Source organism: Streptomyces bungoensis (assembly GCF_001514215.1).
GTDB classification, from domain to species: domain Bacteria; phylum Actinomycetota; class Actinomycetes; order Streptomycetales; family Streptomycetaceae; genus Streptomyces; species Streptomyces bungoensis.
Genome location: NZ_KQ948873.1, coordinates 1 through 23,184, shown reverse-complemented (window position 1 = coordinate 23,184; position 23,184 = coordinate 1). Strand labels below are relative to the sequence as shown.

At 74.3% G+C, this 23,184-nt stretch carries 22 protein-coding genes; 9 read left to right on the top strand and 13 right to left on the bottom strand.

The window, feature by feature from the left end; translation table 11 throughout:
• Positions 1-98 precede the first annotated feature (98 nt).
• From AQJ66_RS32075 to AQJ66_RS32050, 6 genes are all read left to right on the top strand, one after another.
• Complete coding sequence (locus tag AQJ66_RS32075) at positions 99-1,274, top strand: aldehyde dehydrogenase family protein (RefSeq protein WP_061928971.1); 1,176 nt, start codon at positions 99-101, stop codon at positions 1,272-1,274.
• Positions 1,271-1,966, top strand: a complete 696-nt coding sequence (locus AQJ66_RS32070) for a hypothetical protein (protein ID WP_061928970.1) — start codon at positions 1,271-1,273, stop codon at positions 1,964-1,966. Before AQJ66_RS32075 ends, AQJ66_RS32070 begins: the two co-directional genes overlap by 4 nt.
• A complete protein-coding gene (locus AQJ66_RS32065; protein WP_061928968.1) occupies positions 1,963-3,666 on the top strand; it encodes a thiamine pyrophosphate-binding protein in 1,704 nt (567 codons plus the stop codon). Before AQJ66_RS32070 ends, AQJ66_RS32065 begins: the two co-directional genes overlap by 4 nt.
• Positions 3,663-5,033 carry a class I adenylate-forming enzyme family protein gene (locus AQJ66_RS32060; protein WP_061928966.1) on the top strand — a complete coding sequence of 457 codons (1,371 nt, stop codon included), beginning with the start codon at positions 3,663-3,665 and terminating at the stop codon, positions 5,031-5,033. The genes AQJ66_RS32065 and AQJ66_RS32060 overlap by 4 nt, the downstream gene beginning before the upstream one ends.
• 82 nt (positions 5,034-5,115) lie before the next feature.
• Entirely contained in the window at positions 5,116-6,252 is a 1,137-nt protein-coding gene (locus AQJ66_RS32055; protein ID WP_061928964.1) for a beta-ketoacyl synthase N-terminal-like domain-containing protein, read from the top strand.
• A gap of 25 nt (positions 6,253-6,277) precedes the next feature.
• The gene (locus AQJ66_RS32050; protein WP_061928963.1) at positions 6,278-7,060 is read left to right on the top strand and encodes a glycosyltransferase family 2 protein; all 783 of its coding nucleotides are present in this window, start codon (positions 6,278-6,280) and stop codon (positions 7,058-7,060) included.
• 11 nt (positions 7,061-7,071) lie between these two features.
• Here AQJ66_RS32050 and AQJ66_RS32045 read toward each other — a convergent pair whose 3' ends face one another.
• The 13 genes from AQJ66_RS32045 to AQJ66_RS31985 form a co-directional block, all read right to left on the bottom strand.
• Entirely contained in the window at positions 7,072-8,088 is a 1,017-nt protein-coding gene (locus AQJ66_RS32045; RefSeq protein WP_061928961.1) for a hypothetical protein, read from the bottom strand.
• Positions 8,085-9,497 (bottom strand): MFS transporter, encoded by a 1,413-nt coding sequence (locus AQJ66_RS32040; RefSeq protein ID WP_061928959.1) that lies wholly within the window; start codon positions 9,495-9,497, stop codon positions 8,085-8,087. The genes AQJ66_RS32045 and AQJ66_RS32040 overlap by 4 nt, the downstream gene beginning before the upstream one ends.
• 5 nt (positions 9,498-9,502) lie before the next feature.
• The gene (locus AQJ66_RS32035) at positions 9,503-10,480 is read right to left on the bottom strand and encodes a ribonucleotide-diphosphate reductase subunit beta (RefSeq protein ID WP_061928957.1); all 978 of its coding nucleotides are present in this window, start codon (positions 10,478-10,480) and stop codon (positions 9,503-9,505) included.
• 132 nt (positions 10,481-10,612) lie between these two features.
• Positions 10,613-10,798 (bottom strand): hypothetical protein, encoded by a 186-nt coding sequence (locus AQJ66_RS32030; RefSeq protein WP_061928956.1) that lies wholly within the window; start codon positions 10,796-10,798, stop codon positions 10,613-10,615.
• A 119-nt stretch (positions 10,799-10,917) separates the two neighbouring features.
• Positions 10,918-11,250, bottom strand: a complete 333-nt coding sequence (locus AQJ66_RS32025) for an SH3 domain-containing protein (protein ID WP_061928954.1) — start codon at positions 11,248-11,250, stop codon at positions 10,918-10,920.
• A gap of 66 nt (positions 11,251-11,316) precedes the next feature.
• Positions 11,317-13,143, bottom strand: a complete 1,827-nt coding sequence (locus AQJ66_RS32020) for an NAD(P)H-dependent oxidoreductase (protein ID WP_079060544.1) — start codon at positions 13,141-13,143, stop codon at positions 11,317-11,319.
• Entirely contained in the window at positions 13,140-14,558 is a 1,419-nt protein-coding gene (locus AQJ66_RS32015) for a dihydroorotase (protein WP_061928950.1), read from the bottom strand. The genes AQJ66_RS32020 and AQJ66_RS32015 overlap by 4 nt, the downstream gene beginning before the upstream one ends.
• The gene (locus AQJ66_RS32010) at positions 14,546-15,646 is read right to left on the bottom strand and encodes an acyl-CoA dehydrogenase family protein (protein ID WP_061928948.1); all 1,101 of its coding nucleotides are present in this window, start codon (positions 15,644-15,646) and stop codon (positions 14,546-14,548) included. The genes AQJ66_RS32015 and AQJ66_RS32010 overlap by 13 nt, the downstream gene beginning before the upstream one ends.
• Positions 15,643-16,704: a PrpF domain-containing protein gene (locus AQJ66_RS32005; RefSeq protein ID WP_061928946.1), complete on the bottom strand. Its 1,062-nt coding sequence runs from the start codon at positions 16,702-16,704 to the stop codon at positions 15,643-15,645. Before AQJ66_RS32005 ends, AQJ66_RS32010 begins: the two co-directional genes overlap by 4 nt.
• On the bottom strand, positions 16,701-18,548 hold the full coding sequence (gene asnB, locus AQJ66_RS32000; RefSeq protein ID WP_061928944.1) for an asparagine synthase (glutamine-hydrolyzing): 1,848 nt from the start codon (positions 18,546-18,548) through the stop codon (positions 16,701-16,703). Before asnB ends, AQJ66_RS32005 begins: the two co-directional genes overlap by 4 nt.
• Positions 18,549-18,578: 30 nt before the next feature.
• Complete coding sequence (locus AQJ66_RS31995; protein ID WP_061928942.1) at positions 18,579-19,520, bottom strand: PLP-dependent cysteine synthase family protein; 942 nt, start codon at positions 19,518-19,520, stop codon at positions 18,579-18,581.
• 23 nt (positions 19,521-19,543) lie between these two features.
• Complete coding sequence (locus AQJ66_RS31990) at positions 19,544-20,335, bottom strand: HpcH/HpaI aldolase family protein (RefSeq protein ID WP_061928940.1); 792 nt, start codon at positions 20,333-20,335, stop codon at positions 19,544-19,546.
• Positions 20,336-20,337: 2 nt separating this feature from the next.
• Positions 20,338-21,198 carry a TauD/TfdA dioxygenase family protein gene (locus tag AQJ66_RS31985; RefSeq protein WP_061929114.1) on the bottom strand — a complete coding sequence of 287 codons (861 nt, stop codon included), beginning with the start codon at positions 21,196-21,198 and terminating at the stop codon, positions 20,338-20,340.
• 307 nt (positions 21,199-21,505) lie between these two features.
• Between AQJ66_RS31985 and AQJ66_RS31980 the strand changes: the two genes are divergently transcribed.
• From AQJ66_RS31980 to AQJ66_RS37935, 3 genes are all read left to right on the top strand, one after another.
• Entirely contained in the window at positions 21,506-21,712 is a 207-nt protein-coding gene (locus AQJ66_RS31980; RefSeq protein ID WP_061928938.1) for a tautomerase family protein, read from the top strand.
• Complete coding sequence (locus AQJ66_RS31975) at positions 21,709-22,968, top strand: MFS transporter (RefSeq protein WP_061928936.1); 1,260 nt, start codon at positions 21,709-21,711, stop codon at positions 22,966-22,968. The genes AQJ66_RS31980 and AQJ66_RS31975 overlap by 4 nt, the downstream gene beginning before the upstream one ends.
• An 89-nt stretch (positions 22,969-23,057) precedes the next feature.
• Positions 23,058-23,184, top strand: a 127-nt coding sequence (locus tag AQJ66_RS37935) for an S-adenosylmethionine synthetase N-terminal domain-containing protein (RefSeq protein ID WP_244163003.1), incomplete at its 3' end; no start/stop codon positions are given.

The window sequence follows — 23,184 nt, the reverse complement described above, 5'->3', positions numbered from 1 at the left end:
GCGAGACATCGTCAGCCACGGGGCCGGACGCGCGGCCGGCGCATCCGGCGGGACCGGCGCATCCGGCGGGACCGGCGCATCCGGCGGGACCGGCGGCGGTGGACACGGTCGTTCCCGGACTCGTCGACACGCTGCTGCGGCACCGGGACGAATTGCACCGCGTCCTCACCCAGGTGGCCACCGCCCAGGCCGCGACCGACGAACACTTCCGTTCGCTGCGCGCGCTCGCCGGCGCCCCGTGGGAGGTACTTCGCAACGCACCGCGGCGGCTCGGCCGGCTCGCGACGTTCCTGCCGTCGAACAACCTGCTGTACTCCTACGTCCTGTTCGGCGTCATCCCCTCGCTCTACACAGACGAGGTCCGCATCCGTCCCTCGGCCCGGGTGGCGCCCGCCGCGATGGCCGTGCACGAGATCCTCGGCCCGCATGTGAGCGGCCTGGGCGGCGGACACGTTCTCATGGAACCCGTCTCCCAGCGGCGGTTTCTCGCCGACTGCGCCCGCTCCGACGCCGTCGTCTTCACCGGGCAGCCCGACAACGGGCGGACCATCGCCTCCCAGCTGTCCGGCGACGCGCTGCTGCTCACCTTCGGCTCCGGACCCAACCCGCTGGTCATCGGGCCCGAGGCCGACACCGACGCGGTCTGCCGCACCGTCCTCGCCGCCCGGTTGTACAACTCGGGCCAGGACTGCCTGTGCACCGACATCGTCTTCGTCCACCGCTCGCTCGCCCGCGAGGTCGTACCCCGGCTCGCCGCGGCGCTCGCCGAGATCGGCGTCGGCGACCGGCGCGACCCCGCCACCCGGGTGGCGCCACTGGTCTACCCGGACGCTGTGCAGGAGGCGGCCGCCTTCCTCACCGCCCACCGCGAGTTCACCGTCCACGGCGGCCGGGTCGACCTGGCCCGCCAGGTCGTCGAGCCGACTCTCCTCCACCTGCCCTGGCAGGACGCCTTCCACCCGCCCGAGTTCTTCTCCCCTGTCGTGCTCACCATGGAGTACGACGACCCGGAGCAGATCACCCGGTGGCTGCACTCCACCGAGGAGAGCGCGCGCGGCATGTACGTCTCCGTCTTCGGTGAGCCCGCCCTGGCCGGCCGGACGCGTATCGCGACCAGCGTGGTCTGCGAGGAACGCGTCACCTTCGACGTGGAGGACGGCAACCGCCCGTTCGGCGGCTACGGCCCCCTGGCCGGCAGCGTGCACCGCCACGGCACCGCCACCGGGCGGCCCCTGCTGCTGTCCGCCGAGGCCGGCACCGGAGCCCCGCGGTGACAGCCCTCCCAGGCTCCCCGGCCATCCGGAACCGTCTCTCCGTACGTCCCCCGGCCGCCCGGGAACGTGTCGTCCTGGACCCGCCCGTCGCCCGCGGCCGGGCCGCCGGCGACCCGCCTGCGCCGCCCGCCACCGGCACCCGGCGCCTGGCCGCCGACCCCGAGGCGGTCGACGCGGTCGGCGAGGCGCTCGCCGCGCTGCACGACGACGACGCCCCCGGCACGGTGCCGGTGATCCTCGCCGCCGGCGACTACACGGCCCACGCCGCAGGCACCTTCACCGCGCACTGCGACGACCGCGCCCGCCGACTGCGCCCGGCCGACTCCGTCGGCCTCGAACCGTCCGGCCTGCTGCGGCGGTTCACCGAACTCACCGGCTGGCGCGGACCCGGCTACGTCGTCGCCGAGCCCGCCGGCGACGGCACGGCCGCCCTCCGCCTCGCCCGCGGCCTCGTCGCCGCCGACCGCGCCCGCGTCGTCTACCTCTGCGAGGTCCTGCGCCGCCTCGACACGGGCGCCTTCTGGGCCGTGGCCACCCGGGTCCGCCGCGCACCGGCGCAGCCGCTGCCCGGCGATCCCGTCCGACCCGCCTTGCTCACCGCCGGGCTCGACCCCGTCACCCGTGACCGCAGCGCCGTCCTGCGCGCCCATCTGAGTCCCCGTCCCCACGACCCCGCCGAGGAGCAGCAGTGAGCGCGCCCCCCGACACCCACCCCTGGCACGTCGTCGCCGCCACCCTCGCGGACGCCGGATGCGACGTCGTCGTCGGACTGCCCTCCGACGAACCCGGACTGATGGACGCGGCACGCACCACATCCGGGCTGCGGGTCCTGGGAGTGCGAGACCAGCGGGCCGGTGCCTGCGCGGCCATAGGACACAGCGCCGTCTCCGGGCGGCCCGCCGTCCTCGCCGTCAACTCCGGCCCCAGCTTCGCCAACGCCCTCACCGGCCTGCTGGAGGCCTCCTCGCTGGGCGCCCCGATCGTCGTCGTCACCACCCGCGTGCCCGCTCTCGGCATCGGCCGCGGCGGCTTCCAGCACACCGACCAGGCGGCCATGGCCCGCCCCCTGACGAAGTGGGACTTCCTCGTCGAGGACCCGCGGCAGCTGACCTGGGCCTTGCGCAGAGCCGTTCACCTCGCCGTCAACGGCGCCCCCGGCGTGGTGCTTGTGGAGATCGCCGACGAGGTGCTGCGGGCCCCCGCCCCCGAACGGCGGCCCGCCCCGCCGGTACGCCGGCTGCGCTTCGCCGCCGACGCCGAGGAGGTGCGCCGGGCCGCCCGGCTGCTCACCGGGGCGCGCCTGCCCGTCGTCGTCGTGGGCGGCGGCTGCAAGCCCGCCGGCGCCGGCGCCGCCGTACGGCGGCTGGCGGAGCTGCTGGCCGCGCCGCTGTTCACCACCGCCGCCGGGCGCGGCCTCGTCGACGAGGAACACCCGCTCGCCTGCGGCCTGGTGGGCCTGTACACCACACCCCCGGCGGACGGCCTCCTCGCCGACGCCGACGTGGTCCTCGCCATCGGCTCCCGCCTGGAGGAGACCGCCCGTATGGGCTGGAACGGCTTGGAGGACAAGACGCTGGTGCACGTCGACGTCGACCCGGCCGTCTTCCACACCGCCGTCGAGCCCGAGGTGGCCCTGCTCGGTGACGCTGCCGTGGTCGCCGGCCAACTCGCCGACGCCGTGGTGGCCGAGGCGCCCGCGATGACCGCGGACGGCGCCGCCCGCCGGGCCGAGGTCACCGCCGTCCGCGCCGCGATGCGCGCCCGCCGGACCCCCGCCGACGACCCGGAGCTGACCGTCACCGCGGCGCTGCGACTGCTGCAGGAGTCGGTGACCCGAGAGGCGACCCTCGTCCAGGAGAACGGCCTGCACGACATGTGGGGCTACCACTATCCCGTGGTGTCCGTCGGCGACGGCGCCCGCGTCATCACCCCCGGCGAGCAGACGATGGTCGGCTTCGGCCTGCCCGCCGCGGTCGGCGCCGCCCTCGCCGACCCCGCCCGGCGCACGGTCCTCGTCTGCGGCGACGGCGCGTTCGAGATGGGACTGGCCGCGCTGCCGACAGCCGCCGAACTGAACCTCGGCCTGACCGTCCTGGTGCTCGACAACCGCGGCTACGGCTGGCCCCGCTTCGTCCGCGCCGAGGAGCGGGCACCCGACACCCTCACCCGCTTCACCGCACCCGCGCACACCGACGCCGCCGTGCGCGCCCTCGGCGGCCTCACCGCGCACTGCACGACGGCCGCCGAACTCGTCGCGGCCCTCGAGGGCGCGGCCAAGGCACACGCCGAGGGCCGGACCACGGTCATCACCGTCCCGGTCCGTGACGACGACGTCCCCGTGGGCGTCCGCCGCGTGTTCGACACCGCCCCGCCCGCCGGAGGCACCGCATGACCCCCCGCGGCGTCGCCGGGCTGCCGCGCCTGACCGTCGACGGGGAGCACGTCCCGCCCCGTCACCTGGCCCGGTTGGTCACCCGTACCGCGCGCGCCCTCACCACCGCCGGAGCCGGACCGGGCCGGGCCGCCGCACTCGCCTGCGACCACCCGCTCACCGCCGTCGTCTCCGCGCTGGCCGCCGAGGCCGCCGGCGCACCCCTGCTGCTCGACGGCGCCGCCCCCTCCCGCCGGATCGCCGCGGCCGCCGCCGTCCACGCCACCTCCACCGGCGAGCCCGTCGTCGAGGTGAGGCCCCGCCCCCTGGCCCTCCCCGAGGACACCGCCGCCGTCTTCTGGACCTCCGGCAGCTCCGGGGACCCCAAGGCGGTCGCCGTCCCGGCCGCCGCCCTCGCCCATCAGGGCCGCGCCACCGCCACCCGGATGGGGATCACCGCCGCCGACCGGCTGCTGCTCCCGCTGCCGCTGCGGCACGCCTACGGTCACAGCGTGCTGCGAGTGTGGCGCACCTCCGGCGCCCACCTGTACGCGGAGTCGGGCTTCCACCTGCGTACCACCCTGACCCGGCTCGCCGTGGAGGGCATCACCTCTCTGGACGGCGTGCCCACCATGTACCGGATGCTCGCCGCCGAGGCCGCCCGGGACGCCGGCTCGGCCCGGCTGCTGGCCGCGCTGCGGATCCGAGGCTGCGGCGGCGACGTGCTGACCCCCACCCTGTACGACGACTTCCTCGCGGCCACCGGCGCCCCGCTGCACGACGGCTACGGACTGAGCGAGGCCGGACCCAACGTCGCCCTCAACGCGCCGGGTGACCTCAGGCCCGGCACCGTGGGACGCCTGCTCGACGGCGTCCGAGCCCGGGTCACCGGACCGCGCCGGGAGATCGAGATCGCCGGCCCCGGCCTGATGCGGGGCTACCTCGATCCGGCCACCGGCGCCCTCGACCGCGGTCCGTTCACCGCCGACGGCTGGCTGCGCACCGGCGACACCGGCACCGTCACGGCCGACGGCTGGCTCACGGTCGGCGGCCGGATCAAAGAGATCCTCGTGGTGCACGGCGAGACCGTCGCCCCCACCGTCGTGGAGGACGCGGCGCGCGCCGCGGACGGCGTCGTCGACGCCGCCGTCGTCGGCATCCGGCACGGCGACCGCGGGGACGCCGTATGGGCGTTCGTGGAGAGCCCGGACAACGACCACGCGGCCGTGGCCGGCCGGGTCGCCGAGGCATGCCGGCGCCGGCTGCCCCCGCACGCACGCCCCCGCGCCGTCCGCGTGGTGCCCGCACTGCCCCGCACCAGCAGCGGCAAGCACGACCGCGTGCGGCTGCGGGTCTGGGCCTCGGACGCGACCGCGGTGGCGGCATGAGCGCACCGGCCCGGCCGACGGCACCTCCCGCATCCACACCCGGCACCGCTCGGTCCCGCACGGACGTCAGGGAGGCCCCCGTATGACCGCCGTCGCCCTGGCGGGCCTCGGTCTGGTCAGCCCGCTCGGCGCCACCCCGGACGCCTTCTGGCACGGCCTGCTGCGCGGGCAGCGGGCCTTCGGCGAACACGGTTGCCCCGACGGCGATTTCCGGAGCCGCGTGGTGGCCACCGTGCCGCCCGGCGACTGCGCCGCCCTGGCCGGACGGCGCAAGGAGGCTCTCGCGACGGCCGCCGTCCGCCAGGCCCTCGCCGCGGCCGGCCTGCCCGGCCTGCCCGACGGCTCGCTGCTCGTCGTCGTCTCCCAGGCACCCGCGTTCGGCGGCGCACCGGACGAGGGCGGCGACTTCACGGGCCCGCGCTTCGAGGCGCTGCTCGCGGCCTGCCGCGCCGACGCCCGGCGCACCCACGTCGTCCACCTCTCGCATGCATGCGCGTCCGCCGCTTTCGCCGCCGCCTTCGCCCGCGACTGGCTGTTGTCCGGGCTGGGCAGCACCGCGCTGGTCGCCGGCGCCAGCGCCCTCAACCGGTACGAGTACGCCAGCATGGACGTCGTCAGGACACTCAGCCCGCACGGCGCGCGGCCCTTCGACGCCGATCGCGACGGCATCACCGTCGGAGAGGGCGGCGGCGCGTTCGTCCTGGAGACGGCCCGGACCGCCCGCGTCCGCGACCACCGGCCCCAGGCATGGCTGTCCGGGGCGGCCTGCGTGGTCGACTCCGCCGAGTCCGTCGCCTCCGCGCCCGCCGCGGTGCTCGACTGCATGCGAGCCGCGCTCGACGACGCCGGCACCCGCCGCGTCGACTATGTCCACGCCCACGCCACCGGCACCGTCCAGGGCGACGCGGCCGAGGCCGAGGCCATCGCCGCACTCGCCGGGAGTCTGCACCACGTTCCGCTGCCCACGAGTTCGCACAAGGGCGCGATCGGGCACCTCCTGCACGCCTCCGCCTTCCCCGGCCTGGTGGCGGCAGCCGGATTCCTGCGCGAGGCACGCCTCCCCGGCACCCCGGGACTGCGCAGGGCCGCCCCACTGCCCGACGGCGTCCTCGCCCTCGCCGGCCCGGGCCGCGCCACCACCGCCGAGCACGCCCTGGTCAACAGCTTCGGCTTCGGCGGCAACAACGCCTCCCTGGTGCTGTCCACCGCCGGCGGCTGACCCACGAACCGCACGAGGAGAACGCATGACCGTCACCGTCGTCACCCCGACCAAGGGGCGGCCCGGCCCCCTGAGGCGCGCGCTGCGCTCGGTCGCCGCGCAGGAGGGACTGACCGCGGCCCACGTGGTCGTCGGCGACGACTGCCCGCACCTCGCGGACGCTGACCACCGCCGGGCCCTGCAGAAGGAGTTCCCGCACGCACGGTTCGTCAACGTCGTGCCCGGCGAGCACCCGGACATGCCCCGCGGCTACCTGCCGGCCCGGCTGTCCTATCTGCGCAACCTCGGCGCCGGCCTCACCCGCACCCCCTACGTCGCCCATCTCGACGACGACAACGCCTACGCCCCCGCCCATCTGCGCTCCCTGGTGGACCTGCTCGAAAGCAACCCCGGCGCCGAGGTGGCCCACAGCTGGCGCCGCCTGCTCACCGAGGACGGCACCGACTTCGTGCCCGACGGCGAGGACCCGTGGCATCCGATCGCCCTTCAGCGGTCTGCGTCGTACCGGTCGCTCGCCCGCCACGGCATCTTCGTCCCCGGCTCGTCCGTGGTCCGCGACACGATGCGGATGACGGACGAGGGCATGCTGAACCGGGTCGACACCAACGAGCTGCTGCTGCGCCGCGAGACGCAGCTGCGGATACCGTTCCCCACCGATTTCACCCTCTGGCAGCGGATCCTGGGCACGACCGAGGACATGGCGCTGTGCGAGCGGCTGCTGCGGGCCGGTGTCGTCGCGGTGTGCAGCGAACGGCCCACCGTGGACTACTACATGGGTGGCTTCTCCAACGCCGCCGCCCTCGTCTGAAAGGGCCGCGCTCAGACCAGGGCGGCCAGCCGCTCCACGGCCCGGGCGTCCAGGTCGTGGATGCGTGCCACACGACTTCGGCACAGGTCGAGGGCCTCACCGGACCAGGAGCGGCTGAGCAGGAACACCAGCCGGGCCAGGTCGACGTAGGCGTCGGAGGAGGCGCGCAGCAGCTCGGCCGCCTCCGCGGCGGCCACCGCCCGGCCGCCGCCGTCCCGTGACGTGGTGTCCCGGAGCAGGACCGCGGCGAGCAGATGGCGGTCACCGGCGACCTGCCGCTGCAGTGGTCCTGACACCCGCATGCGCAGCACGGACGAACGGCTGGGGTGTTCCTCGAGCCCGGCCACGACGTCCGGCAGGGTGCGCAGCCCGGCGAGGCCCTCGTGCGGCGAGCCCGGCTCGGTCAGGTTCGCGACGGAACGGGCCAGCAGCCGCCGCCGTTCCTCCGCCCAGTCCGCAACGGGTGTACCGGTGTCCCACACCAGCACCGGGCGCCCGGCCAGGCCCCGGCGCAGCTCCTCGGCCGGCACGGTGCCGCGGTTGTCCGTGAAGCCGCTGCGGCGGCGGGTGTTGCGGTCGGCGGCCCGGACCGTGTCCCGGTCCAGAGCGTGCACCAGGAAGGTGTGCGCATAGCCGGAGAACGGCACGCGGTAGAACTCCGAGTGGCGCATGCCCGACAGGTCCGGGGACACCGGGACGGCGTGCCCGCGGGCCAGCTCCCGCTCGAGGACGTCGAACGCGAGGTCCTCCGCGTCCGGGGAGGTCTCCCAGCGGGCGCTGACCCCGCGCTGGAAACGGGGCGCGTGGTAGTCGGTGTCCAGGCCGCCGTACAGGGTGAGGAGTTCACCGTCGGCGGTGCGTTCCACGGCGAAGTTGAGCGGCTGGGCCAGCGCCCGGACGGTGTCGCGGAAGCCGACGGCGTACAGGCTGTCGCGCAGGCAGTGCACCCAGCAGGAGATCCGGGAGTGCGCGAGGTCCTCGACGGAGTCCAGCGAGGGGCTCAGAAAGGGGAAGGAACCGTCGCTCATGCCGCCGTGCTCTCGGACACGGGGACCGCCCGTTCGGCCTCCCGGAGCTGCGGCGGCTCCGTCGGGGTGGCCTGCTCCGCCTTCGGCGCCCCCGGCTTCCCCGCCGGGACAGGCCGCTGCGGCACGAGCCGGGTCACGAGCATCAGGACCGGCAGGGCCATCGCGAGACCCACGAGGACGGCGCCGCAGGAGACGCCCGCCCGGTCGACGAGCACGCCGCCGGCGACGGTTCCCGCGACGAGGAAGACGTCCGACAGCGGCACCAGGGTGGCGTAGTAGCGGCCCTGGAGACCTGCCGGCAGGCGCTTTTGCACCTCGGCGAAGTAGACGACGGAGGCGACGGACTCGAAGATTCCCGCGAGGAACAGCAGGGCGAGCGACGTGTACCAGTCGCCGGTCGCGATCAGCAGCACCCAGCACACGCCCTCGAGCACGTTGCCGAGGATGTAGACCCAGCCCTGGTTCCAGGAACGGAAGGCCGCTGCCGCCATCCCGCCGAGCGCGCCGCCCAGCCCCATCGCGGCCAGCAGATAGCCGAGCATCCCGGGGACATGGGTGAAACCGTGCAGCGAGTACGCGGCGAGGAAGGTGCGGCCCAGGCCCAGCGCCACCATGTACGTGAACGCCGTGATCGTCAGAGAGGAGAGCCGCCCGTCACCGCGCACCATGCGCACCAGGTCGCGCGCACCGCCCGCCACCGCCCGGGCCCAGGCACCGAGCCGGCGGACGACGGCGGTCCGCACGGTCGCCGCCGCGGCCGCTTCCCCGGTCTGGGCGGTGCGGCCCGCAGCCCTCGCCGCGGCCCCGTCGGCCGCCCGCGGCAGCCGGGTGAGCAGAGCAGCCGCCACCAGCGCGGTCACGGCCTCGGCGGTGAACAGCCAGGTGATGCCCGCGACGGCGGCGATCGGCCCGGCGACGGCCGGCCCGAGGAGTTTCGGCACCCGCTCCGCCGTCACGATCAGCCCGTTGCCCTCCAGCTCGCTGCCCTCGGGGATCACCTGCGGGCGCAGCGCCATGGTCGCGGGGAAGCCGAACATGTAGCCGATGCCGATGGCCAGGGCCAGCAGCTGGATCTGCCACATCGCCGTGGTCAGCGGGAACAGCGCGGCGGCCAGGCCGCTGCCGAGCGCGGCGAGCGTCGCCACCCGGCGCGGATCGTGCCGGTCGACGACCTGGCCGGCGAGCGCACCGAGCAGGATGTTGGGCAGGAATCGGGCGGCGAGCGTGAAACCGACCTCCAGACCCAGGCCGTAGCGCTGCATGACCAGCAGCGGCAGGCCCACGGTCGTCATCGCCGACCCGGTCTCCAGCACGAACAGCGAGCCGACCAGGCGCAGCGCGCCCGGGTTGCGCAGGACCCGGGCGAAGCCGCCGCCCTTCGTGGTGGACGTCCGCGTGTCGTCTGTCATGTCCCTCACCCGTTCGCGGTGGCAGTCACCGGAGCACGCAGGGCGGCGTCCTGGGCCGCCCGGCATCTGCCGAGCACGTGCTCGGCGAAGTCCTGGGGAAGATCCAGCTGGCGCAGCCGCACGGCGATCGTCGCGAGCAGGTCACGCGCCGAGGAGGCGGCCGCTGCGGCGTGTTCCGGCGTGCCGCCGGGGGAGATGCCGACGACGGCGGCCAGCGGCATCCCCGTCTCGATCATCTCGCGGATCGCGTCGGAGTGTCCTTCGCGCTCGCCGCGCCGCAGGGCGTGCAGACCGAAGCTGACGTGCCGGGACTCGTCCCGGGTCATCGCCGTGAACCCGGCCCTCATACCGGGCAGCAGGGGGATGCGCTGCAGGCCGCGCACCAGACCGCGCTGACCGTGCAGGGCGAGAACGCCCTCGGTGACGAGATGGAAGAAGGTGACGGCCCGCAGCCACCGCTCGTAGTCGCGCGGGGCGTCGTACAACTCGCGCAGGACCGTGTTCTCCAGGGTGTGCACGGCGCGGTTCGCGGGGCCGAGCGTCGACCAGGAGGCGATCAGCTGGTCGCGCAGGGAGTCGGTGAGGCCGAGCAGTTCCTCGGCGAGGCGGCTGACGAACACGGTGTGGCGGGCCTCGTCGGCGGCCTGCGTGCCCAGGAACAGGAGGTACTCCTCGTCCGGGCAGCCGGCGAGGATCGGACTCATCAGGTCCAGGCCCGTGTACTCGCCGACCAGGAAGCTGGTGACGAAGGACGCGAGGGAGTCGCGGGCGCCGGGACCGAGCAGGCGGTGCCAGTGACGGCGGTCCCGCTCCAAGTCGATGTCGCAGGCGCGCCACTGCTGGCGCTCCCAGCGGCGGTAGAGGTCACGGGGGTCGAAACGCCGCTCCAGGGTGTCTCCCGCGCCGCCCAGCAGGGCCTCGGCGTCGAGCCGGGACAGCTCGTCCAGACCGGCCTCGTCGAACAGCAGCGTCGTCCAGCGCACCCGCCGGCGTCCTTCCTCTCGTCTCCGTGGTGCCCGCGCGGGCCGTGCGGCCTGCGCGATCGGCCGGCCGGTGCCCCGCGACGCGAGGCCACGGCACCGGCCGGCAGGATCACTGCGTCAGGATGCGGCAGGTCACGGCATCTTCTGCATCACGGCGCCCTCGATCTCGGCGGCGACACCCGCGTAGAGGTCCTCGTGGGAGTCCTTGATGCCGTCGAGCCACGCCTCGAACGCGGTGGCGTCGTCGGTGCTCGGGGCGGCGCTGCCGGTCTCCTCGACGATGCGCTGCTGGATCTCGGTGCTCAGAGCGGTGGCCATGGACGCACACCTTTCGGTTCGGGCGGGCGCAGCCCGCGGGAGAAGGGGGGCAAAGGCCGTACGGCCCCTGCTCCCTGGATGCTTTCAGCGAGTCGGAGGACACCGCATCTTCTGAACTGCTATGCGGCGTCGCCAGGTTGGCGCGGCGTGATGCCGACGGCATGCGCCAGCAGCCCGGTCACGGTGACGGGCTCGAAGTTGACGGCACTGGACCAGCCGCCGCCGGACAGCCGGAACCAGACGGAGCTGGTGATCACACCGTCCGGGTGCTGGTCCTCGACCACCTCGTCGCCCGCGGACCAGACCTCGGCGGTGTAGCCGACGGCCGCGTCGGGCGGCACGACCCGGAGCACCGGGCTGTCCAGGGACGGTCCGGAACGGATGTTGGCGTCACGCCACACGGGCCCGAGGGGGGCTTGCAGGACGTGATGGCCGGTGGGCGACACGGACATGGTTGTCTCCTTCCGCCGCGTGCCCATCGCACGCGGCCGCGGGGGTCGACGGGACGGGCGGGCCGGTCAGGCGACGGCGCCGAGGACGGGCGGGCGGGCGTCCTCGGCCCGGACGCCGCCCAGCCACACCACCTGGGACACCATCTCCACCAGCCGGGCCGCGTCCGGCCCGGCTTCACCGCCGTCCGCGCCGGACTGCTCCGGCGCCTGCGACACGGCCACACCCACCGGCGTGGGCCAGCCGCGCAGGGCGTGCCCGATGGTGCGCAGTGTGGTCAGCGCCGAGACCGCGCCCTGGGCGGCCGAGCCGACGGCGACCGTGCCGATCGCCCTCCCCTGCAGGTACGGCACCGGCCCGCCGATGTCGTTGACGTAGTCCAGGGCGTTCTTCAGCAGCCCCGAGACGGTCGCGTGGTACGTCGGCGACACCAGGATCACGCCGTCGGCGGCGCGCAGTTCGCCGAGGAACCCGGCGACGGCCGCGTGCCGGTCGGCCAGCCCTGGCCGGTACGCCGGGAAGTCGATCTCCGATCCGCTGAAGACGCGGGCGGACGCGCCCTGTTCGGCGCACCGCTGGGCACACCACTCGGCCACCCGGTCGCAGGTCGAACCCGGGCGCAGTGATCCGCTGATCAGGACGATGTGCGGTGCCCCCATGGCGGTGGCCCCTTTCTTCGGACGGACGGTGGTCGTCGGGGCCGGTGTGGTGCCCGACTCCGGCAGACGCGGCCGGGGCCGCCAGCCGACGACGTCGGCGAGGTCGGCGTCCTTGCGGCCGGCGGACCTGATGTGCGCGTTGCGCCGCTCCTCACCCGCCCGGTCCGCGCCCTGGTCGAGGGCGCCCTGGCGGCGGGAGGCGAGGACGACGGCCGCGGCCCGTTCCATGCGCTCAAGGGCGTACTCGGCGAGTGCTTCGGGTACCGGTGCCGGCGAGGCGAGCGCCTCGGCGAGCACGGCGGCGTCCTCCAGTGCCAGGTTCGCGCCCTGGCCGAGCGCCGGGACCATCGGATGCGCGGCATCGCCCAGCAGCGCCGCCCGGTCGTCCACCCAGCGCGGCGTCGGGTCGCGATCGTGGATGTCGGTGACGACGACGTCCTCGGGGTCCGCGGCGCGCACCAGGTCGACGACAGGGCCGTACCAGCCCTCCATGGCCTCCAGCAGGGCCAGCCGGGCCCCCGCCGGGCCCAGCGCGGGCCACACCCCGGCAGGTGCGGTGATCTTCGCTGTCCAGTACAGGGTGTCGTCACTGACCGGGGCGACGAACAGCTGGATGCCGCGGCCGTTGACGACGTGGCCACGCTGCCCGAGCGCCGAGCCGGTCGTCCGGCCGCGCACCGAGGTGTACCCCCGGTACTGCGGCGGGCCGTCGCCGAGCATGCGTGCACGCACCGCCGAGTGGATGCCGTCGGCGCCGACGAGCGCGTCGCAGGCGGTCACGGTGCCGTCCGACAGCTGTACGGCGACCTGCCCGCCCCGTTCGGTGTAGTCGGTGACGCCGGTCGCCAGGACGACGGCCGCGCCTGCGGTGAGCGCCTCGTCCAGCAGGGCCCGGTGCAGCGCCGAACGCAGCACCGGCATCTGCGGAGCCGCGAACGCACCGACGGCGCCGACGGGCTCCTCGGCCAGCACCGTGCCCCGGGCGTCCATCAGGACCCGCACCTCATCCGACCGGGTGACACGGCCGGTTGCCCTGACCCGGGCGCCGATCCGCGTGCCCAGGGCGTCGGCGGCCCGCAGCCCGTTGGGGTAGAGCACCAGCCCGGAGCCGCCGGTCCCGATCCGATCCCCCCGCTCCAGGACGGTCACGTCCAGGCCACGCGCGGCCATACCGGCGGCCGCCGCGAGCCCGCCGATACCGCCACCCGCCACCACCACCGACCGTTTCCTGCTCATGTCATCCCCTCCCTGGCGGCGAGCGCCGCCGGCCGCGGTCCGTCCCCGGCCGCCGCCAGCAGGCGGCCGTCGTACGTGCCGAAGGTGCCCGAGGAGGCGTCCCAGACGGTGCGGCCTGCCCGCAGGGTGCGCTCGACGCGCCCGGTGAACGTCCATCCCTCGTACGCCGACCAGCCGCACTTGCTCTCCACGTCGTGCGCCGAGTACATCCAGGGCGTGTCCGGCGCGAAGAAGACCAGGTCCGCGTCGGCGCCCGGCGCGATCCGCCCCTTGCCGGGCAGCCGGAACAACTCGGCGGGCGTCTGCGCCAGATGCCGGACCAGCCGCGACACGGCGACGTCCGGGTCCTCCTCGGGCCACCTGCGGCGCATCCCCGTCCACACGGCGACGGCCAGCTCCTGCACCCCGGGCAGCCCCGGCGGTGAGGCCGCCGCCGAGCGGGTCTTCTCCGCCACGGTGTGCGGGGCGTGGTCACTGCCCAGCGTGGCGAGCTGACCGTGCGCCAGCGCCCGCCACAGCCGGTCCTGGTCCGCCTGGGAGCGGATCGACGGCGACAGCCGCGTGCGCGCGCCCAGCCGGCGGGTGTCCTCGTCCGTGAACGACAGATGGTGGCCGGTGACCTCGAAGGTGACCGGATACCCGGCGGCCTGCGCCGCGCACACCAGGTCGGCCTCCTCGGCGCTCGACAGGTGCAGGATGTGCGCCCGGGTGCCGTGCCGGCGTACCAGCTCGACGACCTTGGCGACGGCGACGATGCCCCCGGTGCGCGGCCTGCGCCGCTCGTAGTCCCGGTAGCCGTCCGGCTCCCCCCACCACCCGTCGAGCAGCGCGAACAGCCCGTCGTCCTCGGCGTGCAGGACGAGCTGCACTCCCGCCTCGGCCGCCGCGGTGAACGCCTGCTCCAGCACCGCCGGGTCGCGGACCACCGTCGGGGCGGTGTGATGGCCCGCCATGAACACCTTCGCGCTGGTCGCCACCGACGGATCGAGGTCCGCCAGCAGCCAGGGGCGCGCCGGGTCGACCCCGATGTGGAAGCGCATGTCCACCAGCGAACGGCCCCGTACCATCCGGGCCTTGTCGGACAGAGCCTGCGGATCCAGTGTGGGCGGCACCGTGTTCGGCATGTCCATCACCGTGGTCACCCCACCGCGGACCGCCGCCCGGCTGCCGTGCTCCCAGTCCTCCTTGTACGTCAGACCGGGCGTGCGGAAGTGCACATGGGAGTCGATGAGCCCGGGCAGCACGTAGTGGGCGCCGGCGTCGAGGTGCCCGGCCGCCGCGGGCACCCTCCCCGGGCCGGTGACGGCGATGATCCGGCCGTCGTTGATCAGTACGTGCCCCGGCCGCACGCCGTCCGGGGTCACCAGCCGGCGGCCGCTGACCACGAGGTCGGGCAAGGGGGTCAGCCGGTCCACGCCGCCGCCACCAGGTCACGGCACAGGTCGTTCGTCGGCCCCATGAAGGCGACACCGCGCGCGTCGGCGAGCAGCCTGCCGATCGCCGAACCCTCCCGGTATCCGGCCGAGCCCAGCATCCGGGCCACGTCGAGGCAGATGTCCTCGGCGGCCGCGGACGCGTACAGCTTGCTGTGCAGCGTGGTCACTCCGGGATCCACCGAGGTCCGGGCACCGGCCCGGGCCACCACGGCGCGCGCCGCCTCCAACCGGGTCGCCAGATCCACCAACCGGTGACGCACCGTCGGCAGCTCCAGCAGCCCGTGGCCTTCCGCATGGCGGACCGCCAGCTCCAGCGCGGCCCGCGCGATACCGACGGACACCGCACCCAGGCTCGCCCCCGACTCGCGCACACCCGCGATGACCGACGCGGCCCCGCCGACCGGACCGAGCCTGTCGGCATCCGGCACGACGCATCCGTCCAGGGCGAGCAGCCCGGTCGCCGAGTCCCTCATCCCGGCCAGGTCCAGGCCGAGATCCGGGACCAGCCCGGGGGTGCCGGCCTCGACCAGGAAGAACGTCTGACCGTCCGAGCCGTACCCCTGCGTGGCGGCGGACGGCCGGCCGGTCTGCGTCAGGACCAGGTACAGGTCGGCGACGCCGGCGCCGGTCGTGAACGTCTTCGCGCCCTCCAGACGCCAGCGGCCGTCCGCGAGCCGCTCACCGCGGCTGGCCAGGTTCCGCTTCGCGGCCCCGGCGCCCGTCTCGCTCCACGCCGAGGCGGCCAGCCAGGTGCCGTCGGCCAGCCGCGGCAGCCATCGCCGCTGCTGCTCCAGCGTGCCCCACTCGGCGATCCGGGCGGACACGGCGAAGTGCTGGAACGCGATGATGGCCAGCGACGGGTTGACGGCGGCGATCTCCTCCACGACGTCGTTGACGGCGGCGGCGTCCCCGCCCGTGCCACCGAACCGCACCGCGACGGCCGTGCCCAGTAGCCCGCCGGCACGCAGCGCCTCCAGCGTCTCGCGGTCCGGCGCACCGGCCGGACCGCCGCGCGCGGCGGACTTCGACAGCCGGGCACGCAGCTCGGCACTCAGCGGCGGTCTCACGCCGCCCCGGACAGCGCCAGGCATTGGGCGACCTCCTCGAACTGCAGATGACCCAGGGGTGGCAGGGCGAACGAGCCCTGGAAGGTGACGTGTTTGTGCGCGACGGTCGCCCACAGCAGGGCGCCCTCGTCGCCGGGCGCCCCGGCAGCTGTGGTGACCGCCGAAACCGCCGTGCGTCCGCCCGCGGTCGTGATGTCCACCAGGCCGTCGGCCGTACCGTGCTCGCGGGCGATCCGCCACGGCACCGTGCCGGGGATCCGCACCGCCGACCCCAGACAGACGGCCCCGGTCAGCGCGATCGACGGATGCCAGCCAGGGACCGTCACGGCCCGGGCCGCGATGCCGCCGTCCACGCCCGGCAGCACCGCCGCGATCTTGGGGAAGGCTCCGCCACGCGGCCAGCCGAGCAGGTCGGCCGCCGCGCCCCGGATCGACTCCAGCCGCTCCAGCAACTCCCCACCGGCGTGGAACAGAGCCGCCTGGTCCGGCACACCGAGCGTGCGGGCGTCGACGAACGCATAGGTGTTGGCGCTGGCGACGAGCGACACCTCCACGCACTCCCCGCCGGTCGCCAGCACGGTGCGCGGCCGGCCGGCCGGCAGCAGATCCGCGAAGGGCACCGGCGACGGCTGGACGAAGGTGACCGTGAACCCGGCACTGTCCCGCTCGACCTGTCCGGCCTCGCACACCACGCTGTCGCCGTTGTTGCGCACCCGGACCCGGACCCGGGCGCCGGGCACCAGCCGCGGCAGCATCCCCGAACGGGACGCGGCCAGCACCGCGGCCAGCACCGAGTGCCCGCACGAACCGCGCAGGTCGAACCGGTCCGGGCCGCTGGGCAGCGCCTGCACGAAGCGGTAGTCCAGGTCGAACATCGGGTGCGCGGACGGTTCGATGAGGGCGATCTTCAGCACGTGCGCGCCGCCCGCCGACGCCAGATACTCGCGGGCCTGCGCAAGACGAGCCAGCAGAGGCTCGTCCTCGCGCGGCAGCCGCCCCGCGTCCAGGACGAAGGTGGGGCAAGGAGCGTCCGCCGCGTAGGCCAGATGCCCGATCACGCCGCCACCGCCAGCGGTGCCGTACCCGGCACCGTTCCGGCCGCGCCGGAGCCGCGCGGGGAGCGCCGGAACTGGTCGTCCCACACCTCGTGCACCAGCAGCGCCCACAGTGCGAGCGAGGCCGTGTCGTCGGGGCGTTCGGCCTGCGCGGCGAACAGGGCGTCGACGGCCCGGCCGTCCAGCCGCCCCGCCGCGGCCGTCCGGCCCGGCGCGAGCAGGTCCCGCGCGTACTCCCACAGCGCGGTGCCCGGCCGCAGCATCGCCGTCACCGGCAGCGTGAACGGCTGCTTCGGCCGGGACAGCACCCCATCGGGCAGCAGACCGGCCGCCGCCGCGTACAGGGTCCGCTTGACCTGCCCGCCCTGGATACGCCGGTGGTCGGGAAGCGGCCGGCCGAGGGACAGGACCGACCGCTGGCAGAACGGCAGCCGCGCCTCCACCGCGGAGGCCATGCTGAGATGGTCGACCCGGCGCAGATGGTAGGCGGGCAGCCGCTGCTCCAGCTCGAACCGGGTGATCCGGTCCAGGACGGTGCCGGGGCCGTGCAGCAGGTCCTCCGAAGCCGCCGCGGGCAGCGCAGGGTCGGTGGCGACATGGGCCCGGTATGCGTCGGTGTACAGGCGGGCCCTCAGTGCGGCCGGAACCGCGGACAACGCGTCGAGGTAGCCGGGCGCCCAGGCGGCGCCCGCCGCCGCCCGCTCCGCCGCCCGCCGCATCCGCTCGTACCCGCCGAACACCTCGTCGGCGCCGTCACCGGTGAGCGCCACGGTGAACCCGGCCTCCCGGATCGCCCGGAACAGCGCGTACGTGCTCAGCGCGATCGGGTCGGCGTTGGGCTGGCCCAGGTGCCAGACGGTCTCCTCCAGCAGCGCGGGAAAACCGGCCGGGTCGATCTCCACCTCGTGGTGGACCGTACGGGCCCGGTCGCTCACCTCGCGGGCGAAGTGCCGTTCGTCGCAGGGCCAACTGCCCCGGTAGGCGAGTGTGAACGTGTGCTGCAGGCCGTACTCGGCCGCCAGCGCCGTGACCAGAGAGGAGTCCAGGCCGCCGGAGGTGATCACGGCGACGGGCACGTCCGCCTCGAGCAGCCGGCCCACCTCGTGACGCAGGGTGCGCCGCACCTGCCGGGCCACCGTGAACCCGTCACCGGCAGGTCCCTCCTGCACCACGGGCACCTGCGGCTCGCGCCGTCGCACCCGAGGAAGGCCGCCCAGTTCGCACACCCAGGTGGTGCCGGGCTCCAGCACCTCCACGTCCTCGTACATCGTCCGCGTGCCGAACGGCGTACGGGTCGCGAGGAAGGCGTCGAGCGCCGACTCCCGCACCCGGCCGCCCGCCGCGCCGAACCCCAGCAGCGCGGGCAGCTCCGAGGAGAAGTGCAGCGACCGGTCCGCCGCGTGCCACCGGCAGTACAGCGGCTTCATCCCGATGTGGTCGGTGGCCAGCAGCAGCCGCGGCACCGCGCCGCGCGTGTCCAGCAGCGCCAGCGCGTACATCCCGTCGAGGTGTTCGGTGAAGTCGTCGCCGTACTCCAGGTACAGCGCGGGCAGCACCGATCCGTCGCAGCGGTCGGGGACCACGTGGCCGAGCGCCTCCAGGCGGCGGCGCAGCTCCTCGTGGTTGTAGATCTCCCCGTTGAACACCACCTGCACCGGCCCGCCCCGCCCGTAGGGCTGCTGTCCGCCGTCCAGGCCCACGACGGCCAGCCGGTTGTTGCCCAGGCCCCAACCGGCCCCCCGCGCGACACCCGTCGCGTCCGGACCGCCGTGCCGCTGCAGGGCAGCGACGGTCCGCATCGCGTGCGGTGTCACCGCCGCGTTGAAGTAACCGAAGATCCGGCACATGCGTGTCTGTCTTTCCGTGAGGACGGCGGATCAGCGGGCCGTCGACAGATAGCGCTCCCCGCTGTCGGGGAACACGGTGACCACCGTGGCGCGCGCCCAGCCCGGCTGGACTGCCACGGCACGGCTCGCCCAGGCGGCGGCCCCCGAGGAGATGCCGACCGGCAGGCCGGTCGCACGCGTCACCTCCTCGGCGGTTGCCGAGGCCGCCGCGTCGGGGACGGCCACCACCTCGTCGACCAGGGTCAGGTCGGTGATGGGGGAGACGTAACCGGCGCCGATGCCGGGGATGCCGTGCGGACCGGCCTCGCCCCCCGACAGCACGGCGCTGCGGGCCGGTTCCACCGCGACCACGTGCAGCGCCGTGCGCTCCTTCAGATAGCGGGCGGTGCCCGTCAGCGTTCCGCCGGTGCCGACCCCGCACACCAGCACGTCGATCCGGCCCCCGGTGGCCTCCCAGATCTCCGGGCCCGTGGTCTCGTAGTGCGCCCGCACGTTGGCGGGGTTGCGGTCCTGGCGCGGCATCCACGAGCCGGGCATGCCGCGCTGCAGCTCCTCGGCGTAGGCCCAGGCGGCCGGCAGCCCGTCCTGATGCGGCACGAGATGCACGTCGGCGCCCAGCCGCCGCAGGATCAGGCGGCGCTCCTCGGAGGCGTTGTCCGGCATCACGATGACGCACCGGTGACCGCGGCGTGCGCACAGCGCGGCCAGCGAGATGCCGGTACTGCCGGACGAGCACTCCACGACGGTGCCCCCGCTCGCCGGCAGCAGCCCGGCCTCCTCGGCGGCCCGCATCATGAACAGTGCCGCCCGGTCCTTCACACTGGCCAGCGGATTGGCCATCTCCAGCTTCGCCAGCAGCCGCGCCGAGCCGGGCAGCCCCGGCAGTGGAACCTCCAGCAGGGGTGTGCGCCCGACCAGTTCCTCCACGGACCGGGCCGGGCCGGCCGCCGTGTTTCGTATGTCCGTCGTCACGGTCCCCCCCGGGTCCAGCGGTGTCAGGCGTCGGCGAGGCCGCGCGCCGCGCGCAGGTGCGCGGTGGCTGCCTGCTGCAGATGGGTGATGTCGCTGGAGACCGTGGCGAACGTGAAACCCTCGGCCAGTCGTTTCGCGGCGCTCTCACCGTCCGGTACATGGATGCCGCACGCGATGCCGTGCCGCCGGGCGGTCTCCGTGATCCGCCGCAGCGCGGCCTCCAGCGTGTCGGCGGCAGCCGGGTCGCCGAACCAGCGTGCGCCGAGCGCGGCCGACAGATCGGCGGGCCCCACGTACACCGCGTCGAGACCCTCCGTGGCGCAGATGGCGTCCAGATCGTCCAGCGCGGTCGCGGTCTCGATCATCACGATGCATGCGACACGGTCGTCGATCTCCGCCGGCACGGACCCCAGCCGCAGCTCCGCACGGACCGGACCGCCCAGACTGCGGGTCCCCGCCGGATGGTGCCGGCAGGCTCGCACCGAGGTGCGCGCCTGCTCGGCGTTCTCGACCATCGGGACGATGACGCCCCGCGCCCCGCTGTCGAGCGCGACACCGATGGCCACCGGGTCCGCCGACGGCACCCGGATCAGCCCGGCGGAACGGCCCCGGGCATCCACGGCCAGCATCGCCGCCTGCCATCCGGGCTGGTGCGTCACCCCGTGCTGGCCGTCAACACCGATGTAGTCGTAGCCGAGCCCGGCGATCCGCTCCGTCGCGACCGGGCTGTCGAGGGAGATCCAGTAGCCCACCAGGGGCTCCCGGCGGCGCAACCGTGCCGCGAACCCCGGATCCGGGTGGGAGACGGACGTCATGGTCATTCCCCTTCTTTCAGTGCGTAGCTCTGCTTGCCGTCGAGGCCGTAGGGCACGTCGCCGTTGATGGACACCCGGTGCAGCACTCGCTGGTGGCCCCCGTAGTCGTTGACCGCGAAGTGCTGCGTGCTGCGGTTGTCGAAGATCAGTACGTCGCCGGGGCGCCAGCGCCAGCGCGCCGTGTTCTCCGGCCGTCGCACATATCCCTGAAGCACGTCGAGGATCGGCCGGGACTCACGGGGTGTCACACCGAGCAGCCACTGGGCGAAACCGCCGAGGAACAGGCTCGGCTCACCGGACTCCGGGTGCACCCGCACCACCGGGTGTGCGGTCTCGAACCGGCGGGCCAGGAACGCCGCGCGGACCTTCTCACCGCGCTCCGTGCCCAGCCTCGGCTGCTCGGCGTGGTTCGTGTGCACCGCCCAGAGCCGATCGGCCACCGCGCGCAGTTCGGCCGGCAAGTCCCGGTACCCGGCGGCCGCGTTCGCGACCAGCGTGTCCCCGCCGTACGGGGGCAGCACCACGCTGCGCAGGGTCGTACCCAGCGACGGCGCGGTGGTGAAGCTGATGTCGGTGTGCCAGTGGTCGGCCCGCTGGTCCTCACCGTCGACGGGAATCACCTGCGGGGTGCCCTCGACGGTGCGCATCATCGGGTGCGGCTGGGTGAGCGGCCCGAAACGGCCGGCGAAGGCCAGCTGGTGCTCGTCGGAGATGTCCTGGTCCCGGAAGAAGAGGACCTTGTACCGCAGGAATGCCTCGTGGATCTGGCGGAAAACGGAATCCGACAGCTCGGTGGACAGGTCGACGCCTGTGACCTCCGCGCCGATCTTTCCGCCGATCCGGCGTATGTCGAACAGGGACACCAGCATTCCCTCCGAATATGTCAGGGACTCGCGCGGCCGTGCCGGCCGGGGGAGCAGGGACGCGGCGCCCCATGTCCCTCCCGGTGTTCGAATCACAACACGTGGCTCAATCCGGCGGCAACCGACGCCGAAAACGAACGACGACTTCACCAACTCGCACTCCGGAAGGCCCGAGAATTCCAGGGGATACGCCGACTTGTTCAAGTCGCATTGCGTCCGCGGCCTTGGCTTGTCAGCGCCGGGCCGGCGCGGCGATTCTCTAGCCGCCGCGCCCTTCAATCGTCCTCCGGAGCAAAGGACTGCTGACATGCCAGTGATCACCGTCAACTGGTGGCAGGGCAACAACCGGCAAGCGCGAAGGGAGTTGGTGGCGGGCATCACCGACGTCGTCACGCGCGTGTCCGGCTGCCCGGACGACGCCGTCACCGTCATCGTGCGGGACGTGGCCCCCGACCACTGGGGCAAGGGCGGTCACCTCGCCGACGAACTGCGGCCGCGGGGAGGCCGGCGATGACCCTCGGCTCCCTGCACCCGAACATCCGGCTGCGGATGGCGGTCGGCTTCGTCCAGCGACTGCTGTCGGTCATGCTGATGCCGCTGCTCGTCATCCACCTGGCGGACCTCTACGGCCCCGCCGTCGCCGGCGTCCTCACCGTCTGCGTGGCGGGGGCGGGCATCGCGGCGAACTTCCTGGGCGGCCACCTCGCCGACGTCCACGGCCGGCGCCCCGTGATGGTGGCCGGCGAACTCGGCGCCACCCTCACCTTCGGCCTGCTCGCCCTCGCCAACTCGCCCTGGTGGAGCTCCGGTTCCGCCACGTTCGGCCTGTTCCTGCTCAACACGTGCTGCTCGCAACTGGCCACTCCGGCGGCCGACGCGATGATGGTCGACGTCTCCACCCCCGACAACCGCCAGCTCGTCTACACGATCAACTACTGGTCGATCAACCTGGCGTTCACCGTGGGCGCCCTGCTCGGCGGCTTCCTCTACGACGGCCACTTCCTGCAACTGCTGACCGGTGCCGCCGCGCTGTGCCTGCTGACCACGTCGGTGATGTGGCGGTGGATCAGCGAGACCGCCCCGCGGACCGGCCGGGCGGCGGCGGGACCGGCCGCCATGCTGCGCGGCTACCTCGCCGTGGCCCGCGACCGGATCTTCCTGCGCCAGCTGGCCGCGGCCGCCCTGATCGCCGCCGTCGAGATGCAGATCGGCTACTACATCGCCGTACGTCTCTCCCGCGAGTTCCCCCGCCAGACCCTCCTCGCGATCGCCGGCCGGCGTCTGGACATCGACGGCGTCGCCGTCCTCGGCATCCTGCGGGCCGTCAACGCCGCCTTGGTCGTCGCCCTCGTCCTGTTCGCCAAGACGATGCTGGCACGGGTCCCCGAACGTATCCGGCTCTACGGCGGCATCGCCCTCTTCACCGCCGGCTACATGGTGTGGGCCGTCAGCGACGCCGGCTGGGTGCTCATCGCCGCGGCTGTCCTTCTCACGTTCGGGGAGATCGCCAGCGTCCCGGTGCGCCAGGCGCTCCTGGCCGACCTCATCGACCCCGAGGCCCGCACCAAGTACATGGCGGCCTACGCGCTCAACGCCCGGATCGGGCTCCTCGTCGCCGCCCTGTGTGTCACCCTCGGCGCGTTCGTCCCCGCCCTCGGCATGAGCCTGCTGTACGGGACGGCCGGCTGCGCCGCGATGCTGCTGTACCGGTCGATCGTCGCGGTGCGTGACTCCCGTGAGTCCGATGAGAAGGTCCCGGCCGCGGCCTGACATGCCGAAGCGTCTCCTCGTCCGCGGTCCGCCGGTGACTCGGGCAGGTCCGGTTGCCGGCCGGTACCGCTCACCGGTCTGATGCGGGCATGACGAAACGGCTGTTCACCTCGGAGTCGGTCACCGAGGGCCATCCCGACAAGATCGCCGACCAGATCAGCGACACCGTGCTCGACGCGCTGCTCGCCCAGGACCCGTCCGCCCGGGTCGCCGTGG

Bases quoted from the DNA above. Each gene is read 5' to 3' on its own strand.
- AQJ66_RS32025 (WP_061928954.1), bottom strand. From the start codon at position 11,250: ATGTCCGTGTCGCCCACCGGCCATCACGTCCTGCAAGCCCCCCTCGGG.
- AQJ66_RS31990 (WP_061928940.1), bottom strand. From the start codon at position 20,335: ATGACGTCCGTCTCCCACCCGGATCCGGGGTTCGCGGCACGGTTGCGC.
- AQJ66_RS32055 (WP_061928964.1), top strand. From the start codon at position 5,116: ATGACCGCCGTCGCCCTGGCGGGCCTCGGTCTGGTCAGCCCGCTCGGC.
- asnB (WP_061928944.1), bottom strand. From the start codon at position 18,548: ATGTGCCGGATCTTCGGTTACTTCAACGCGGCGGTGACACCGCACGCG.
- AQJ66_RS31975 (WP_061928936.1), top strand. From the start codon at position 21,709: ATGACCCTCGGCTCCCTGCACCCGAACATCCGGCTGCGGATGGCGGTC.
- AQJ66_RS32040 (WP_061928959.1), bottom strand. From the start codon at position 9,497: ATGACAGACGACACGCGGACGTCCACCACGAAGGGCGGCGGCTTCGCC.
- AQJ66_RS32050 (WP_061928963.1), top strand. From the start codon at position 6,278: ATGACCGTCACCGTCGTCACCCCGACCAAGGGGCGGCCCGGCCCCCTG.
- AQJ66_RS32030 (WP_061928956.1), bottom strand. From the start codon at position 10,798: ATGGCCACCGCTCTGAGCACCGAGATCCAGCAGCGCATCGTCGAGGAG.
- AQJ66_RS32060 (WP_061928966.1), top strand. From the start codon at position 3,663: ATGACCCCCCGCGGCGTCGCCGGGCTGCCGCGCCTGACCGTCGACGGG.
- AQJ66_RS32020 (WP_079060544.1), bottom strand. From the start codon at position 13,143: ATGAGCAGGAAACGGTCGGTGGTGGTGGCGGGTGGCGGTATCGGCGGG.
- AQJ66_RS31980 (WP_061928938.1), top strand. From the start codon at position 21,506: ATGCCAGTGATCACCGTCAACTGGTGGCAGGGCAACAACCGGCAAGCG.
- AQJ66_RS32045 (WP_061928961.1), bottom strand. From the start codon at position 8,088: ATGAGCGACGGTTCCTTCCCCTTTCTGAGCCCCTCGCTGGACTCCGTC.